The organism is Pedobacter sp. V48 (assembly GCF_000523515.1).
Classification (GTDB): Bacteria; Bacteroidota; Bacteroidia; order Sphingobacteriales; family Sphingobacteriaceae; genus Pedobacter.
In genome coordinates this window covers 198,421-216,558 of sequence record NZ_AWRU01000034.1, presented here as the reverse complement: position 1 = coordinate 216,558, position 18,138 = coordinate 198,421, and the positions used below count along the sequence as shown (strand labels likewise).

Sequence of the window (18,138 nt, the reverse complement as noted above, 5' to 3'; positions counted from 1 at the left end):
TCATCAATATGAGATACTTCTTCCTTCCTTTTTTGTTTTTGCTTGTTGGTTTGAGTGTTGCAGGCGCTCAGACAAAGTCGCCGGATGAGTTTTTAGGGTATGCCCTTGGAAGTAAATTTACATCGCACGATAAGGTTGTCGATTATTTTAAATACATAAGCGATAAAGAAAAAAACATCAAGATTGTAAGCTATGGTAAAACCTACGAAGGAAGAGAGCTATTCGTTGCAGTAATATCCTCAAAAGAAAACATAGCTGATTTAGAACAAATCAGAAAATATAATGTAAGTCTTAGTAAAGCAGAGGCATCAACAGCACCGAAAAGCAAACAGCCGGCTATATTGTGGTTAAGCTACAATGTGCATGGGAACGAGGCGAGTTCTACTGAAACGGCTATGAAAACCATATTTGCCCTTGCTGAAGCAAAAACGAACGACATTAAAGACTGGTTAAAGAACACCGTTATAATTATAGATCCATGCCTTAATCCGGATGGCAGGGAAAGGTATGTGAGTTATTTTAACTCGGTTAGTGGGCATAGGCCCAATCCTAACCCAATGGCAAGAGAACACTTTGAGTCTTGGCCAAGTGGTAGATCGAACCATTATTATTTTGATTTAAATAGAGACTGGGCGTGGCAAACACAAATAGAAACACAGCAGCGGTTAAAGTTATATCATGAGTGGATGCCAGAGGTTCATGTGGATTTTCACGAACAAAGCTATAACGAGCCGTATTATTTTGCGCCTGCGGCCGAGCCGATCCATCAGGATGTTACCCCCTGGCAGCGTGAATTTCAGGTCACCGTTGGAAAAAACAATGCAAAGTATTTTGATGAGAACGGATGGCAGTATTTCACTAAGGAACGCTTCGACCTGCTTTATCCCTCGTACGGAGATACCTATCCCTTATATAATGGCGCGGTAGGGATGACTTATGAGCAAGGAGGAATTGGAGCAGGCTTGGCCGTAGTAACTATTGATGGAGATACACTTACACTTAAGGAAAGAATCAGTCACCACTATACTACCGGTATGGCTACTATTGAAGCGGTTTCAAAAAATGCCGATAAACTGGTAAAGGAATTCAAAGTCTATTTTGAAAAAGCGGTTACTAACCCTCCGGGTATTTATAAGACATATGTAGTGAAGGCGCAAAACCTGAGTAAAGTTAAAAAGCTTGCCGAGCTCCTTAAAAAGAATGGCATTGCGTATGGGTTTGGATTGGATAAGAGTATGCGGGGCTATAACTATGAAACAAAGAAAGTAGAAGGCTTTAAGGTAGATAGGAATGACCTGATTGTAAATCTGCAGCAACCCAAAGCTGTTTTGGCTAATGTGTTGTTTGAACCCCAAACTACTGTTAATGATTCTAATACCTATGACATTACTGCGTGGGCTTTGCCATATGTTTACGGTTTAAAAGCATATGCAAGTAAAGAATCTATAAAAGGGATTTATCCGGCTCTAGAGGAAGTTAAAGATCCTTCTGAAGTAGCAGATAAGCCTTACGCCTGGATTTTTAAGTGGAATTCGATTGAAGATGCGCAGGTTCTTATTGCATTGCAGCGGGCAAACATTAAGGTAAGGTCGGCTGAACAAGCGTTTACTATTGGCACTAAGGTGTTTCCTGCCGGATCATTATTGGTGTACCGAACAGAGAATGAGCGACAAGTAAAGGGGCTTTCGTCTAAGATTTCCCGTATACAAAAAGACCTAAACGCTGTAGTTTACACGGCGGCAAGTGGCTATGTAGATAAGGGGAAAGATTTCGGTTCAAATGTTTACCCTATTCTAAATGTGCCCAAAGTGGCTATTGTGACTGGAACGGGAATCTCCACTCAAGGTGTTGGTGAGGCCTGGCATTTCTTTGAGCAAGAACTGAACTACCCCGTTACGATGATAACTGCGTATAACATAGATAAGTTGGATCTCAATAAGATAAATACGTTGATTATGCCGGATGGTAATTATAGTGAAGATATTGATGAGAAATTGGAGAGTTGGATTGAGAATGGAGGGAAGGTAATTTTATTCGAAGATGCAATTTCAAGTGCACTCGGGAAAAAACCTTTCAATATTAGGTTGAGAGAGAGTGTAAAAAATGACATAAAGGTTAATGGGCCAAGAAAGTATGGTGAACGCAATCTTGATGATTTGTCGGAAACCATTCCCGGAGCTATTTTTAAGGTTAATCTGGATCAGAGCCATCCGATATCTGCTGGATTGGGAGATTATTATTATGCCTTGAAAACGGATGATAAAATCTATGAGCTTTTAAATAAAGATTGGAGTGTAGGAGTCTTAAAGCCAAATAGTTATATGGCTGGTGTGGTAGGTAATGGCGTTTTGAAAAAGCTCGATAACGGGATGTTGTTTGGTATTCAATCTGTCTCGAAGGGGACGGTAATTTACCTTGCAAGTGATATACTTTTCAGGTCTTTCTGGGAAAACGGAAAACAGATGWWKAYCRNAWGMKNGTMKTKYTGGTTAACTAGATATTCTTGAAAATGAGGCCGTTGATGTTGAAATTATAAATCTCTATAGTTAAATTTTATGCTATATAGTGTTAAAATATGTTAAATATTTTGGCAAGATGAGGTCTCGCTTTGTTTTTTGAATATTTCCCGTGCTTAATGGTTAATGTTCAGAATAAAATTTCGAAAAATGAGTATTCCCCAATATTGATAGCTTGTTTGTTGTGTCATTTTTATGTCATTTAAATTTGGCTAATCTTAAATTATTTATGCTCGCATATCAAATGCGTATATTTAAATATTATTAACTAACCTAAATTCTAACTTTTTATGAAAAAACTTTTACAAAGTTTGTTCATTTTGGCCTTCATAGCTGGCYCTRCCSNGRCRCWMWWYCGAWCNNTTASYKNTACGGTTACAKATAAGGAAGACGGCAAGCCGCTTCCGGGAGTAACCGTTGTAGTTAAAGGCACAAAAAATGGTACTCAAACTGGAGGCGATGGTAAATATGCATTGTCTGTACCCTCAGCTTCCGCGGAACTCGTTTTCTCTTACTTGGGCTATGTTTCGCAAACAGTAGCTGCTTCTGGAAACACTGTTGATGTTGTTCTACAGTCTGATTCTAAATCCTTAACAGAGGTTGTGGTAACAGCCTTGGGTATTAGCAAAACAAAGAAAACAATCGGTTACTCAGAAACTACAGTTAAATCTGAAGATATTAACAAATCAGCCCCAGTAAGTATGTTGGGCGGTTTGCAAGGTAAAGTTGCGGGGGTAACTATATCAAACACTTCAGGTTCACCAGGTGGTTCAACTAAAATTATCTTAAGAGGTTACACTTCAATAAGTGGGGGTAACCAGCCTCTGTATGTTATTGATGGGGTTCCTTTGGACAATTCAAGCATTGGATCGGATGAGAGCTATGACTTTGGTAATAATGCCAACGATATTAATCCAAACTCTGTAGAAAGCATGAGTATCCTTAAAGGATCTGCCGCTACAGCATTATACGGATCAAGAGGATCAAACGGTGTAATTTTAATTACTACTAAAAAAGGTACTGCCGGTAAAATGGTTGTTGATTTTTCACACGCTACAACCATCACGCAAGTGGCATCGGTATTTAAACCGCAATCTACCTTTGGTCAGGGATGGGATGGTACATTCATCGAATCTGAAAATGGTAACTGGGGACCTAAGTATGATGGACAAATGAGAACCTGGGGTGCAATAGTTGACAATTCTCAACTATTAAAACCTTATTCATTTATTAAAAATAATGTTAGAGATGCATTAACAAACGGAACAGAATTTAATAGTAATATTTCCTTAAGCGGAGGAAGTGATAAAACTACCTATTATTTTTCTTACGGAAATGTAATGAGTGATGGTTATCTTCCTTCTGATAATGATTCGTATAAAAGGAATAACTTTAGTGTTAAGGCAGCAACTGTGATTGGCAACTTTAACATTGAAGGATCTGTGAACTATGTTTCTAAAACACAAAAATTTGTGGCACAAGGACAGGGGATATCAGGAATTGGTTCCTCATTCTACGAAGATATTCTTCAAATTCCGCAGGATATTCCCATTAAAGATCTAAGAGATTATAAAAACAAGTTTTTTAATGTAGACAACTACTTTACTCCTTATGCAGAAAACCCGTACTATTCTATATATGAGAATGGTAGTCGTTACAAAAATGATCGTATTTATGGGAACGTTAATTTTGGATTCACTGTAAATGACTGGTTGAAGTTACAATTCCAACAAGGAGCTGATGTTGATAATGCAGGGGATAGACAATGGCACAACAAAAATGCCCCAACTTTGGGTAGTTACAATGATGGTGGAAACGTTGAGGGTGCTAAAAGAGCAGCTGATGTTGGTAGAGTGATAGAAGAGTCTATTAAAACTTTTGAATATGACTCTAAACTTAATGCGATATTCAAAAAAACCTTCTCTGATTTCGATATAGACGGAGTAGTTGGGGTTAACTATAATGACAGGGGTTCTCGTTTTCTTACTACAGCTGTAGAGGATCTGGCCATTCCAGGATTCTTTAGTCTTAGTAACTCGGCGAATAAACCAACTAGTACAGAAACTGAAAGACACAGACGTTTGTTTGGTGCTTATGCTTCTGCAACCTTGGGATATAAAAATAACCTCTTCCTGACGTTAGCCGGAAGGAACGACTGGTCATCAACATTGGCAACAGGAAACAATAGTTATTTTTATCCTGCAGCGAGTTTGGCATATGTTGTTTCTGAAGCATTTGATATGAAAAGCACTCCAATAAGCTTCTTTAAATTACGAGCAAGTTATGGAGAAACAGGTAGTGATACTGACCCATACAGGGTTTTCGATGTTTTAAATGCAACCAACGTTACATTAGGCTTTGGTAACATTAGATTTCCGGTAGCTGGCGTAGCAGGATATTCTATTGCAAATACATTAAATAACGTTAATCTTAAACCAGAGCGTGTAAAAGAGTATGAGTTTGGTGGTGATATCAGGTTCTTATCTGATAGAATTGGCTTAGATGTAGCCTACTTTAATAGATTAAGGGTTGATCAAATTTTACCTGTTCCAATTGATCCAGGTAGTGGTTACTTATTTCAGATCTTGAACTTTGGTAAAGTTAGGGTGAGAGGTATTGAGGCCGCACTAAATATCAAACCGGTTAAAACAACTGATTTTAATTGGGATCTAACCTACACCTTTAGCAGACAGCGCAATATGGTTATGGAACTGCCAGCAGGTTTAGATAAGGTTATTATTAACAATGCTTATGATGCAGACCTGGTAGCAATTAAAGGAAAACCACTAGGTGTTTTTCAAGCTCCTGGCCCAGAATATTCTCCTGATGGAAAGATTGTGGTAGATGGAACCGGATTCCCTGTGGTTGCTGCTACAAATAAGGAGTATGGTAATATTCAAAGAGATTACTCTATGGGATTAACAAATATGTTTACCTATAAGTCCTTTAGTCTAGGCTTTACGCTTGACTATCAAAAAGGAGGGGTATTTTATTCTGGAACAGCAGATTTGTTGAACTTTGTTGGTGCTGATGTTAAATCAACATTTAACGATCGTCGCCCTTTCATTGTTCCTAACTCAGTACAGAAGATTACTGATGCGAATGGAAACCTAATCAGGTATGAGGAAAATACGACGCCAATTACAGAAGGTTTGATTGATGATTACTATTATCCAACAACAAATAAGGCAATGGTATATAGTAACCGTATTCTGGATAAAACATTCCTGAAATTAAGAGAAGCTTCATTGAGTTACACTTTGCCTAAATCTATTGCAAACAAAATAGCGGCTAATAGAGCTGTATTTACGGTTTTTGGCAGAAACTTACTTACCTGGTTGCCGGAGTCTAATAGAACTATTGACCCTGAGGTTTCTAATCAGGGTGTTGACTTGGCCAGTGAGTTCGGTGAATTTAGAACGGCTCCTCCAGTAAGGTTCTTCGGAGCATCCTTAAGAGTTACATTTTAATATTTGAACGATGAAAAAAATTAATATACAATATAAACCACTGATTTTATCAGCACTGATTTTCTTAACGTTTGGATGTAAGAAAACATTGGATGTAAATGTTGATCCTAATAACCCGCCAATAGAGCAGGCCTCTCCAGAGGTATTGTTTCCGTCGGGAATTATGGGAACAGCCGGAATTGTAGGAGGCGAGTTGACAATACTTGGAGGCATATGGTCTCAGTATTGGACTCAATCAAATGCCTCTAATCAATACAAAACAATTGATACTTATAATTTGACCAGGGTGGATCTGAATGGTCCTTACGACAGGTTACTGTCTGGATCACTTGCTGATTTCAATTTGTCTATAAAGCTGGCACAGGAGAGAAGCGATTGGAGATACAATTTAATGGCTACAGTTATGAAAGCCTATACCTATCAGGTGTTGGTTGATATTTATGACCAGGTTCCTTACACAGAGGCATTTCAGGGAGCCGCGAACCTACAGCCAAAATTTGATGATGGCTATAGCATTTATGTTGCTTTACTAGCTGAAATGGACGCAGCGCTCGCTAAAGACTTTTCAGCGCCATTAACAAGTAGTCAGGCTAAAGGTGATTTTCTATTCAATGGCGACATGGATAGCTGGGTTCAATTTGCGAATACATTGAAATTAAAAATGTATTTAAGAATGGTGAATGCAAAGCCAGCTGAAGCGCAGGCCGGAATTACCAAACTGTATGCTGATGGAGCTAACTTTTTGACAACGAGTGCTGGTATTGCTGAGTTTGAAGGAACGCCTAACAATAGTAATCCTTTCTACGAATATAATATCAGAAGATTAAATACAACTACTAACGTCAGAGCAAGTAAAACACTGACTACCTGGTTAGTTAAAAATGGAGATTTAAGAACTGTTACTTATTTTGGAACAGCAACTCCTACGGCAATGCATCAAGGTGATTTTGCTGCAACGGCTCAAGAACAACCATCATATTCATCTGCAACAGTTGCCGCTCAAGATGCAACTGATCCAGTATGGTTTATAAATGAGTCAGAATCTTATTTCATGCAGGCTGAGGCTTTAGAACGTTATTTTGGCGGCGCAGGAGCAAAAGCTAAATATGATGCTGGGGTAACCGCGGCATTTGCAGAAGCCTCTCAAAGCGGAGGTGCGGCATTTATTGCTCCGGGAGGGAAGTATGCATATAAAAGCGCAGGCTCGTTTGAGGATAAGTTAGAGCAAATTATCGTTCAAAAATGGGCTTCGCTACCAAGATCTGGACATACTATAGAAGCGTTCTTTGAACAACAAAGAACTGGTTATCCCAAAAACAGCCCGGTTTACTCAACAGATCCGTCTTACGATCCTGAGAATGCCGCTTCACCTAATCATAGAGGAGAATGGGTTTATGCTAAGAATGGGGTTACAGCTGGTAAGTTCCCGAAAAGGTTAGTTTTTCCTGCATCTTCGAGAGATAGAAATAAAAACACACCAGCTGAAGTTCCGATCTATACAAAAGTTTGGTGGGGAAAATAGGATATTGATTAATAATTTAGAATAGAATCATGAAAAGATATTTAAATATAATTGCTATAGGAATTTTGGTCATGACGTTTTTGTCATGCAAAGACGATTCCTTTAATTATCCTGAAGGAACGGTTGGAATCTCAAAGGTTACTGTTTATCCTATATTAACAGTAAATGGCGACCAATATATGTTTGTGGCCAAAGGGGGGACTTATACCGATCCAGGGGTTGTGGCTAAGGTTGGTGAAGATGAAATCGATGTTAAGACCGACGGACAAGTTAATACTGCAGCTGCAGCGGTTTATACACTTACGTATTCTGCCGCAAACTCTGATGGTTTTTCTGCGTCACAGGCTAGATACGTTGTTGTGTATGATACCAAAGCAGATGCTGCTGGGAATGATTATTCGGGGACTTATAAAAGAGCTGGTTTTGCTACTTTTGCGGTATGGGCTAAGGTGGCTCCAGGGGTTTACTTTATTACAAACCCAGGTGGTGCTGTAGGCAACACCGATAAGGTTGTGGCAATCAATCCAACTGGGTCAACAATACAAATTCCACCGCAAGGCTCGCCTATGGGCGCTTTTNNAGTYCCACGGTTGGAACTATGAATGGCGGTAGCTACTCATGGGCTTTGGATAATGCTGGATATGGAACTGCTGTTAGATCATTTAGTAAACAATAATCAAAATCATAAGACATGAAAAAATATACATATATACTAGCACTTTTTGTAATAATGCTTTCTGCATGTAAGAAGGATGAGGTTATTGGCGGCACAGCTGTTCAGGACATGTCTGGAGAATGGTGGGTGCAAATAGATGGTGAGGGAGGTTACTATCAGCTTATAACTTATAATACCGCAGATAATTCTTCTACTCAAATGTGGATGGATGCAAGTGGTTTTTGGGCAGGCCCTGGTCAGCATGTATCTTCTAAAATTAATGTGAATGTTCAGGACCTAACATTTTCGGCAGAAAATGCCCCTAATGTAGGAGAGTATGAATCTGATGAACCATTAACAATGACAATTACAAATGGTAAGATCATTAAAAATGGCGCTATAGGTCCTTCCTCAAAAGCTGTAACAGATTCGATTTCATTGACGATTAAATTTTCTGATGATCCAGATTCTTATAATCTTAGAGGCTACCATAGAACAAAATTCTCTGGGGATGATCATTAATCCATACAATACAAATAAAAAAGCTAGTCCAATTGGGCTGGCTTTTTTATTTTAAAGAAGGCGATAGCTTATTCATACTCAGGCTCATCTTACACTTATATAGTTCTTAGCAGCGAGAATGTTGCTGCTTCACCGAGTGCCCGAAAATGGTCGATAGCATAAAGTGAGCCAAAATCATTGAAGTATTTCTCTTTAAATCGGGTGCAATATTTGCAGCAATTTTTAATTCGTTAAAAGTGGGCATTTTTTGATATTTTCGAAATCAAATCAACTTTTACGACTGATATTCGAAATTTAGTTCTCTTTTAAGCGTAGTTTTTGAGTTTTTGATAATACGCCAAAAAGTCATTTTATTGTCATTTGTTTTTTGGGCGGCAATAAAAATATGCTTGCATATCAAAATCGCTATATATTAGGCCATTATTAACTAACCTAAATTTTATTCTTCATGAAAAAACTTCTACAAAGTTTGTTCGTGGTAATGCTTTTTGCTTTCTCAGCAATGGCACAGCAACGGACGATCACTGGTACAGTTACAGGTAAAGATGATGGGCTACCATTGCCAGGCGTAACTGTAGTAGTAAAAGGTACAAAAGTCGGAACGATGACCGACGCAAAAGGTAAATACTCAATCAGCATTTCTGAATCAGTTACCTCATTAGAATTTTCTTACATCGGGTATGTTTCCCAAAGTAGAGCAATTGGAACTTCAGGTGTTCTTAACGCAGTTTTAGTCTCAGATGCAAATCTTTTAGGCGAGGTTGTGGTAACAGCAATRKGMMAWACCANNCRGRYRAKMMYKTTAGGATATGCCAATTCGACTATAAAGGCGGCAGATATTACTGCTGCAAACAATGTGAATGCATTATCTGGTGTGCAGGGCAAAGTTGCCGGTGTTAGTATTTCTAACTCAGGTTCTGTGGGTGGATCGACTAAAGTTATCATCCGTGGTATTTCATCATTTACCGGTAATCAACCATTGTATGTTGTTGATGGTGTTCCAATCAACGACAATAATGCTACAAAAGTTACTTCAACTAGATCTGTCGATTTAGGAAATCAGGTAAATGATATCAATCCAGATGATATCGAAACAATGGATATCTTAAAAGGAGCTTCAGCAACAGCATTATATGGTTCAAGAGCAGCACACGGAGTGGTAATGATTACTACTAAATCGGCTAAGCAAAATCAAAAATTAAAAATTACTTACAACGGAGCAATAAACTTCAGTAATGTTTTGATGACCACAACTACACAGAATCAATTCGGTCAAGGATGGCCTAACTTTGCTTTTGAAGAGAATGGATCATGGGGACCAAGATTGAATGGACTTGTTAAGGACTGGGGTACTGAAGTTGATGGTGTTCGTCAGCAAAAGAACTATGCCTATGTTGAAGATAATGTTCGTAATTTCTACGATACTGGTTTAGATCATACCAATGAGATCTCAATTTCAGCAGGGGGTGAACATACTTCGTTAATTTTTTCTTATGGAAATGTTGGACAACGTGGTATTACTCCAGGTAATGTTGACAGATACACAAGAAATAACTTCTCATTCAGAGGAAATACTAAATATGACAAGTTTGAAGCAAACTTTAGCTTAAACTATGTGAGAAAAGATGCGAACTTAATCTTTAGTGGTCAGGGAACAGCAGATGGTGGTAAAACGTTATTTCAGGAATTAATTCAAACGCCTGTTGATATTGATTTGACATCACTAAAAGATTATGACAATGTATACAACAACTACGATAACTTTTATACTTTGTATGCTTCAAATCCATATAAAGTAGTAAAAGATAATAAGGCAGTTGCTCAGGATGATCGTGTTTATGGTAAAGTTGACCTATCGTACAAGTTGATTAAAGGACTAACCGCAATTGGTCGTTTAGGTGGTGACTTTTCTAGCACTCGTTTAAGAGATTACGGATCAATTATCAACTATACCCCTGGTTCATTCTCTGCTGCAGGAAAAAAAGCGCCGGTAACAGGTAGGTATGGTGAAAACTATAGAAGAAACAATCAGATTGATGCGACCGTAATGTTACAGGGTGATTATAAATTAACTGAAGACATAGGATTAAATGCAACAGCCGGCGGTAACTATAACCAAAGAGGCTTCAATTCGTTAGACGCATTTGTTACTGGCTTAAATGTTCCAAACTGGTATAGTTTATTGAATACAAGTAGCACCCCGGTAAATGCATCTCAAGATGTACGAAGACGTTTGTTTGGGGCATTCGGTGCGTTTGATTTCTCTTTCAAAGACTTTTTATATGTGAATGTGGCTCTAAGAAATGATTGGTCATCTACCTTACCAGTTAATAGAAACAGTTATTTCTATGCTGGAGCAAACGCTTCATTAATTGTTACAGATTTATTTAAAGAACTTAAGTCCGATAACGTAAACATGCTAAAAGTACGTGCGGCGTATGGTAAAACAGGTAATGATGCGAGTCCTTATTTAATTTATAATACCTATCAAAATGCATCTGCACCTTTGCTTAATGGAAATATCTTATTGCCTTTAAACGGTGTTGCGGGATTACAACACAATAAACGTTTAGGTAATCAAGACTTAAAGCCAGAAATGACAACAGAGTTTGAATTTGGTGCTGAGGGACGTTTTTTTAATAATCGCTTAGGTTTAGATGTTTCTTACTATAACAGAAAAACTAAAGATCAAATCGTTGATGCAACGCTTCCTGCAGAAACAGGCTATACCACAAGAACTATTAATATCGGTAATATCCAAAACAGAGGTGTTGAAGTAGCTTTGACAGGTACACCTCTTAGAAACGAAGATTTCCAATGGAATGTTGGAGTTAACTTTACTAAAAACATAAGTAAGGTGCTCTCTTTATTTGATGGTGTTCAACAATATCAATTCTTCAATGCTTACTCTGTAGACTTTGTTGCAGAAGTTGGTCAACCGTTAGGTGTTTATAAAGTTCCTCAGGTAGAACGAGTAAAATCTGGTCCTAATGCAGGTAAAGTTGTTGTTCTAGCAAATGGATTACCAAAATTGGATTTAGTTGATAAGAAAACAGTTGGTCAAGCAGGTCCAGATTTTGAGGTAGGGTTTTCGAATAAATTCACTTATAAAAGCTTCTCACTTTCTGCATTGGTAGATTGGCGTAAAGGTGGGTACTTCTACTCATATACTTCTCAGTTGAATAACTTTGTTGGTAACTCTACCGAAACTACTTTCAACTTCCGTCAGCCGTTCCTAATTCCTAACTCTGTGAAAGAAATGGGTGTAGTAAATGGAGCAATGACATATGCCGAAAATACGAATCAGATTGGTGTAAATAACATTTATGCTTATTGGGGTTCTTCAAGCAATAACGCCATGTATGAGCATGCTGTTTTAAAACGTGACTACGTTAAACTTCGCGAGGTAGTATTTACTTATTCATTGCCTAAAACATTCGTGTCTAAACTAAAATTACAGAACATAGACGTAAGTTTAGTGGGTAGAAACTTGTTGATATTCACACCAGATTCAAACAATTTTGTTGATCCCGAAGGATCGAACTACGGCAATGATATTTCTTCAAACTTTGGAGAATTTGCTGCAGGCCCAACTGTTAGAACTATCGGTGGTAGTTTAAAAGTTACTTTCTAATCTATTAACATTAAAGAAATGAAGAAATTAAAAATAATCGGACTATACATGGCGGCCCTGGTTTCAGTGGTTGGATGTAAAAGTGATTTAGACATAAATAGGGACCCTTATTTGCCAACAGAGGCAACTCCAAAGTTGCTTTTGCCCTCAGGTATCGCTTATTCGGCTTCTAAAATTGGTGGCGATTTACAAAACCTTGGCGCGTTCTGGTCGCAACACTATACGCAAAACAATACCTCTGCTCAGTATAAAACCGTAGACCAATATTCTATCGGTGTGGCTGATTATAACACTGTATGGACAAGCGTTTTCGGCGGTGGATTAAAAGACTTGTCTTTAACAATGGAGATGTCTAAAGCATCAGGTGCCTGGAACTATTATATTCCGGCTTCTGTAATGTCAGTTTTAGATTTCCATGTATTGGTTGATTTTTATAGTCAATTACCATATACAGAGGGCTTAACAGGCGATAAAAACAAAGCACCACACTGGGAAGACGGTAAAGTAGTAAATGCCAAATTAATTGCACAACTTGACGAAGCTATTTCAAAAGGTGCTGATGCAATCGCTTTACCAAAAATAGGTAATGAAGATTTTATATTTCAAGGAGACATTGCTCAGTGGATAAAATTTGCAAAGACTTTGAAACTTAAAATCCTTATGAGAGATTTTACAGCTAATCAAGCTGCAATTCAAGCATTATTAACAGAAGGAGATTTATTAGCGACTTTAGATGCAAAAATGACTGGCTTCTCTGACGTTGAAAGTAAATCCAATCCTCTTTATGAGTATGATAGACGTAAATTGAATACTTTCTCTAACATTAAAGCAAGTAATACATTGTTAAGTTTCTTGAAAAAGAACAATGACCCACGTATTGGCAATTTCTTTGAATTGGCAGATGTTAAAGGCCAACCAGGTCAAACAGCTTACATTGGTATAGAACAAGGTAATTTTACGTTAACTGGCCCTCAAACCAATGAAACTTCGAGAGCGGTATTGGCGGCTACTGATCCGGTTTATTTTGCTTCTGCAGCAGAATCTAAATTCTTGCAGGCTGAAGCTTGGGCGCGTTTAGGTGATGCAGGAAAAGCAAAAACAGCTTATGATCAAGGTGTAACTCTTGCTTTCGCAAGGTGGTCAAAAGATGCTTCAAGCTTTATTGCAACAGGTGGTGCATATGAATTTAAAGCAGGAACAACTGAACAAATGGTAAAAGCGATCATTACTCAAAAATGGGTAGCAGCAGTTCGCTGTCAGGCTTGGGATTCGTTCTTCGATCAAAACAGAACGGGATATCCGGTTGTCAGCCCTGTTGGTACTGATGCTCCAGGTTACGTTGCAGGTGAATACACCATTTCAGTTAATACAAGTTTAGGTGGTACTGAGATTCCAAGAAGATTGTTATATCCTAAAATATCTTCTGACTTTAATCCTAATACCCCTAAAGCGGTTGCTATTAATACTAAAATGTGGTGGCACAAACAGTAGTTTTAAATTTTTAACAAGAAATTATGAAATCAAATAGATTAATATATTTAGTGCTCGTTTTAGTAGGATTAACCGCTGCGAGCTGCAAAAAGGATCATCCTGAGGTGGAAGTTTCACCTGTATATCCTATTTCAGGTGAGTGGTATGTTCATGTGTACAATGCAGATGGATCCGCCGCAAGGCCAACTTACGCAACGCTTAGTACATACAATACTTCTGATAACGTAAATAACGTTGTTTGGATGAAAATGTTAACGAACGCTGTACCTTATGGCTTATTAGGCAAAGTTAGCTGTGATGTTGCAGCTAAAACCATTAGTGGTAGTGGAACTAATATTGCTTTTACACCGAACAAAGGATTTAACGTTTTAGAAGGCAAAGTGTTACTTGAGGCTACCAAGCTTAAAGGAAGTCAAACAATTGCAGACAGTATATATGTAAAGTATTCAACTGAGACTGATGGAAAGACTTATATTCTTTCTGGTCACAGAAGATCTCAGTACGAAGAAGATCAATACTAACTTTTTATTCATAAAAAGCCTTATCTATTTATTAGATAGGGCTTTTTAGTTTAACAGCATTAACTTCAACTTTTAGCCGAACGGTTTTACCCAAAACCATCGCTCTATGATCATCAATATGACCCACCGGAAAGCCAAAACAAACCGGATAATCATAATCTTTTACAATCTCCCAGATTACCTGTTCCGGGCTCGATCCAAAAGGAATATCTTCTGCTTCAACTTCATTAAAAGCACCTACAATTAGTCCCTTTAACTTTGCTAGTTTACCACTGCGTTTAAGCATCCGCATCATTCTATCAATAGAATATTCGTGCTCCCCAACATCCTCTATAAATAAAATCTTGTCGGTATAATCCATTTCTGATGCTGAGCCTTCAACCATTACTAAAAGCGTCAAATTGCCGCCAATTAATATGCCTCCGGCCGCTCCCTTTCTATTGGGGATACTGCCGGCTGGACATTCATAAGTAATCTCTTCACCAAACAACGCCTTCCGTAATGATTCCAGAGATTCTGGAGTCGCGCTATCAAAAGTATAAGGCATTTGAGCATGGATGCTTTGTGTATTTAGTTTTGCAAGTAGGTGAGATAGCAAAACTGTGATGTCGCTAAAGCCAACAATCCACTTAGGCTGTGCGTTAAACGCGGTAAAATCAAGATCATCAATAATCCTGATCGTGCCATAACCGCCCCGCCCAGCTATAATGGCCTTAACCTCCGGATCATCCAAAACGGACTGAAGATCCTGAACCCTTAAACTATCATCACCAGCAAATTGGTGATGAGCTGCGTGCACCGTTTTGCCAATTACAACTTGCAGTCCCCAGCCCTCCAAAACAGTAATTGCGTAGGCAATGCTGCGGGTTAATTTCTTGGCTGGACAAACTATTGCAATTTTGTCTCCTTTTTTTAAATATGCTGGCTGTTTAATCATTAGTAAAACACTTATCTTTGACAAAATAATAAAAATAGTTTTGGATAACAGTAAAATAAAGAGATATACCGTTACGGCTGCGCTGCCCTATACAAACGGACCTGTACATATAGGACATCTTGCTGGCGTTTACCTGCCTGCGGATACCTATGTAAGGTATTTGCGCTCTAATAAAAGAGATGTAAAGTTTATTTGCGGATCTGACGAAAATGGAGTTCCGATTACCTTAAAGGCAAAAAAGGAAGGAACTACACCTCAGGCAATAGTAGATAAATACCATAAAATCATTGGAGATTCCTTTAAAGAACTTGGTGTTTCCTTCGATATTTATCACCGTACATCATCTTTGATGCATCATCAAACTGCTTCAGATTTCTTTGAAACACTTTACAATAAAGGTGTTTTTACGGAAGAAGTAACCGAACAATACTACGATGAAAAGGCACAGACTTTTTTGGCCGACAGATACATTACTGGTACCTGCCCTAAATGCGGAAATGAAAATGCCTACGGCGATCAGTGTGAAAATTGCGGAAGTACTTTAAATGCGACAGATCTTATCAATCCTAAATCTACTTTATCTGGAGAGAAACCTGTAAGAAAAGAGACAAAGAACTGGTTTTTGCCGCTTGATAAATATGAAGATCAATTAAGGACTTACATTGAGAGCCACAAAGAGTGGAGACCAAATGTATACGGACAATGCCAAAGCTGGCTTAACGCGGGTCTACAGCCTCGTGCTATGACCAGAGATTTGGATTGGGGTATTAAAGTTCCCGTTAAAGGCGCCGAAGGTAAAGTTTTGTACGTTTGGTTTGATGCGCCTATTGGCTACATTTCGGCAACAAAAGAGCTATTTGAATACGCTCGTTTGGGTATCTGGAACCCTAAAGCTGAAGAATATTACATTAACCAAAACGAGGTAGAAAATGGCAGCTGGGAACAGTATTGGAAAGATGATGAAACCAAGCTTGTTCACTTTATAGGTAAAGATAATATCGTATTCCACTGTGTTATTTTCCCGGCAATGTTAATGGCCCACGGAGATTATATATTGGCCGATAATGTACCTGCAAATGAGTTCCTGAATTTAGAAGGTCAAAAAATATCGACCTCTAAAAACTGGGCAGTTTGGCTTGATGAGTATCTGGTTGAATTTAAAGATAAGCAGGATGTTTTGCGTTACGTTTTAACTGCTACAGCTCCTGAAACAAAAGATAACGATTTTACCTGGAAAGATTTTCAGGCCAGAAATAACAATGAACTGGTTGCCATTTTAGGTAACTTTATTAATAGGGTGGTAGTTTTAACCCATAAGTATTTTGGAGGTAAAGTTCCAATGTGTATGACTAAAACTCCGGAAGATCAGCAAGTGATTGATGATTTGGCTGCATACCCTGCAAAGATCAGTGCTTCGATTGAAAATTATCGCTTCAGAGAGGCTTTATCGGAGGTAATGAATGTTGCCCGCTTAGGGAATAAATACCTTGCAGAAACGGAGCCATGGAAGGTAATTAAAACAGATGAAGATCGTGTTCGTACCATCTTAAACATCAGTTTGCAAATTGCGGCTACTATAGAAATTTTGATCGAACCGTTTTTACCATTTACTGCCGATAAATTGCAGAAAATGCTGAACTACGGCGGTCATTTGTGGGAAGATGCAGGTAAAATGGGCTTATTGAAACGTGGACATCAGCTTAATGAGCCTGTATTACTATTTGATAAGATCGAAGATGAAACTGTACAGGCTCAAATAGATAAACTTAACAAGAGCAAAGCCGATAATGTTGCTGCAACCGCAACTGTTGAGCCTGCTAAGGAAAACATTCAATTTGAACAGTTTACCGCAATTGATATCAGGGTGGCTACAATTGTAGCAGCTGAAAAGGTTGAGAAGACCAAAAAGCTATTAAAACTAACGCTTGATACCGGTATAGATCAAAGAACTGTTGTTTCCGGTATTGCCGAGTATTATAAACCAGAAGAGATAATTGGAAAGCAGGTGAGTTTGGTTGTAAACCTTGCCCCTCGTGAAATTAAGGGTATTCTATCTCAGGGAATGATCTTAATGTCTGAAGATTCGGACGGTAAACTGGCTTTTGTGTCTCCAGTAGAAAATCATAGCGTTGGTAGTGTGATTCGATAATCGAATCACACTATTATTTTACATTGAATGACATTTCTCTCCAGCCGTCAATTGCATCCGGGTTTATTGTCCAGGGATCATAAATGTTTTTAATATAGCTGCAGGATTAAAGGGGTTACTATTAATTCCTAAGTTCCCGGCAAATGTTTCTGTAAAGTAATGAAGGGTAACCGTTATGCCACAAAGGCATCCTGCTTGTGTATCAAAATTGAGCTCTGTTTCGGGTATAGTAAGGGGTTTAAACTTGTATTTTATTTCAATAGACTGCGTTTCTTGTGCAAATCGCCAGTAGTTTTGCAGGTCAAATAATGCCAGTTGAAAAGCTATGACACAATTTTTTCCATCAGCAGGGAACTTTAGGTCTTTTGGAATGTGCAGCTCAGGCAATGCTATTTTAATCGCTTCATCAGTTGTTGTGACTCGTGGCTGAGCAAATAACTGCTTCCTTACTGGGGAATCGATATCGAATTCAAAACCATTAAGCTTGTTAAATGCGGCAATCGAAAAATCAAATGTTTGTGTTTCGCCGATAAGGGCTGAATTAAGTAGAAGTGCATTTTCTCCGGTAAACCGCGAGATCGCCATGCCATCATGGTCGCCAATAGTTTGCGCTTGCGAAACCCCTTATATCAGACGCCAGGTTGCTGGCTTTACCAAAAACGCTTGCTGCTTTTTTAGTTGCAACAGTTTGTCTTATCTTTTTTTGGATTTGCTCTGAACA

General features: G+C 38.4%; 8 protein-coding genes and 3 pseudogenes. 9 read left to right on the top strand and 2 right to left on the bottom strand.

All coding sequences use genetic code 11. The annotated features are described in order from the left end of the window. Positions 1–8: 8 nt before the first annotated feature. The 8 genes and pseudogenes from N824_RS26280 to N824_RS26245 all read left to right on the top strand — a co-directional run bounded on the left by N824_RS26280 (position 9) and on the right by N824_RS26245 (position 14,331). Positions 9–2,507: pseudogene (locus tag N824_RS26280) on the top strand (M14 family metallopeptidase). Between the two features lie 299 nt (positions 2,508–2,806). Then, positions 2,807–5,986: pseudogene (locus tag N824_RS26275) on the top strand (SusC/RagA family TonB-linked outer membrane protein). A 10-nt stretch (positions 5,987–5,996) separates the two neighbouring features. Further along, positions 5,997–7,508, top strand: coding sequence for a SusD/RagB family nutrient-binding outer membrane lipoprotein (locus N824_RS26270; RefSeq protein ID WP_048908076.1), 1,512 nt, complete (start codon positions 5,997–5,999; stop codon positions 7,506–7,508). Between the two features lie 29 nt (positions 7,509–7,537). Next, positions 7,538–8,110 (top strand): DUF5011 domain-containing protein, encoded by a 573-nt coding sequence (locus N824_RS26265; RefSeq protein WP_048908075.1) that lies wholly within the window; start codon positions 7,538–7,540, stop codon positions 8,108–8,110. An 89-nt stretch (positions 8,111–8,199) separates the two neighbouring features. Beyond that, positions 8,200–8,685, top strand: coding sequence for a lipid-binding protein (locus tag N824_RS26260; protein ID WP_048908074.1), 486 nt, complete (start codon positions 8,200–8,202; stop codon positions 8,683–8,685). 448 nt (positions 8,686–9,133) lie between these two features. Beyond that, positions 9,134–12,319 (top strand): annotated as a pseudogene (locus N824_RS26255) (SusC/RagA family TonB-linked outer membrane protein). 18 nt (positions 12,320–12,337) lie between these two features. Further along, complete coding sequence (locus N824_RS26250) at positions 12,338–13,810, top strand: SusD/RagB family nutrient-binding outer membrane lipoprotein (RefSeq protein WP_048908072.1); 1,473 nt, start codon at positions 12,338–12,340, stop codon at positions 13,808–13,810. A gap of 23 nt (positions 13,811–13,833) precedes the next feature. Next, positions 13,834–14,331, top strand: a complete 498-nt coding sequence (locus tag N824_RS26245) for a lipid-binding protein (protein ID WP_048908071.1) — start codon at positions 13,834–13,836, stop codon at positions 14,329–14,331. Between the two features lie 31 nt (positions 14,332–14,362). Here the strand turns inward: N824_RS26245 and N824_RS26240 are convergent, their stop codons facing one another. Then, a complete protein-coding gene (locus tag N824_RS26240; RefSeq protein ID WP_048908353.1) occupies positions 14,363–15,268 on the bottom strand; it encodes an LD-carboxypeptidase in 906 nt (301 codons plus the stop codon). A 40-nt stretch (positions 15,269–15,308) separates the two neighbouring features. Between N824_RS26240 and metG the strand changes: the two genes are divergently transcribed. Continuing rightward, positions 15,309–17,417 carry a methionine--tRNA ligase gene (gene metG, locus N824_RS26235; RefSeq protein ID WP_152542470.1) on the top strand — a complete coding sequence of 703 codons (2,109 nt, stop codon included), beginning with the start codon at positions 15,309–15,311 and terminating at the stop codon, positions 17,415–17,417. Between the two features lie 63 nt (positions 17,418–17,480). On the opposite strand, the gene N824_RS26230 is transcribed toward metG, so the two are convergent. Further along, a complete protein-coding gene (locus N824_RS26230) occupies positions 17,481–18,002 on the bottom strand; it encodes a hypothetical protein (RefSeq protein ID WP_048908070.1) in 522 nt (173 codons plus the stop codon). Between the last annotated feature and the right edge of the window lie 136 nt (positions 18,003–18,138).

What these genes read in the sequence shown, in the direction of transcription:
- N824_RS26270 (WP_048908076.1), top strand. Translation starts at nt 5,997, where the DNA reads ATGAAAAAAATTAATATACAATATAAACCACTGATTTTATCAGCACTG.
- N824_RS26245 (WP_048908071.1), top strand. Translation starts at nt 13,834, where the DNA reads ATGAAATCAAATAGATTAATATATTTAGTGCTCGTTTTAGTAGGATTA.
- N824_RS26260 (WP_048908074.1), top strand. Translation starts at nt 8,200, where the DNA reads ATGAAAAAATATACATATATACTAGCACTTTTTGTAATAATGCTTTCT.
- N824_RS26230 (WP_048908070.1), bottom strand. Translation starts at nt 18,002, where the DNA reads ATGGCGATCTCGCGGTTTACCGGAGAAAATGCACTTCTACTTAATTCA.
- N824_RS26240 (WP_048908353.1), bottom strand. Translation starts at nt 15,268, where the DNA reads ATGATTAAACAGCCAGCATATTTAAAAAAAGGAGACAAAATTGCAATA.
- N824_RS26250 (WP_048908072.1), top strand. Translation starts at nt 12,338, where the DNA reads ATGAAGAAATTAAAAATAATCGGACTATACATGGCGGCCCTGGTTTCA.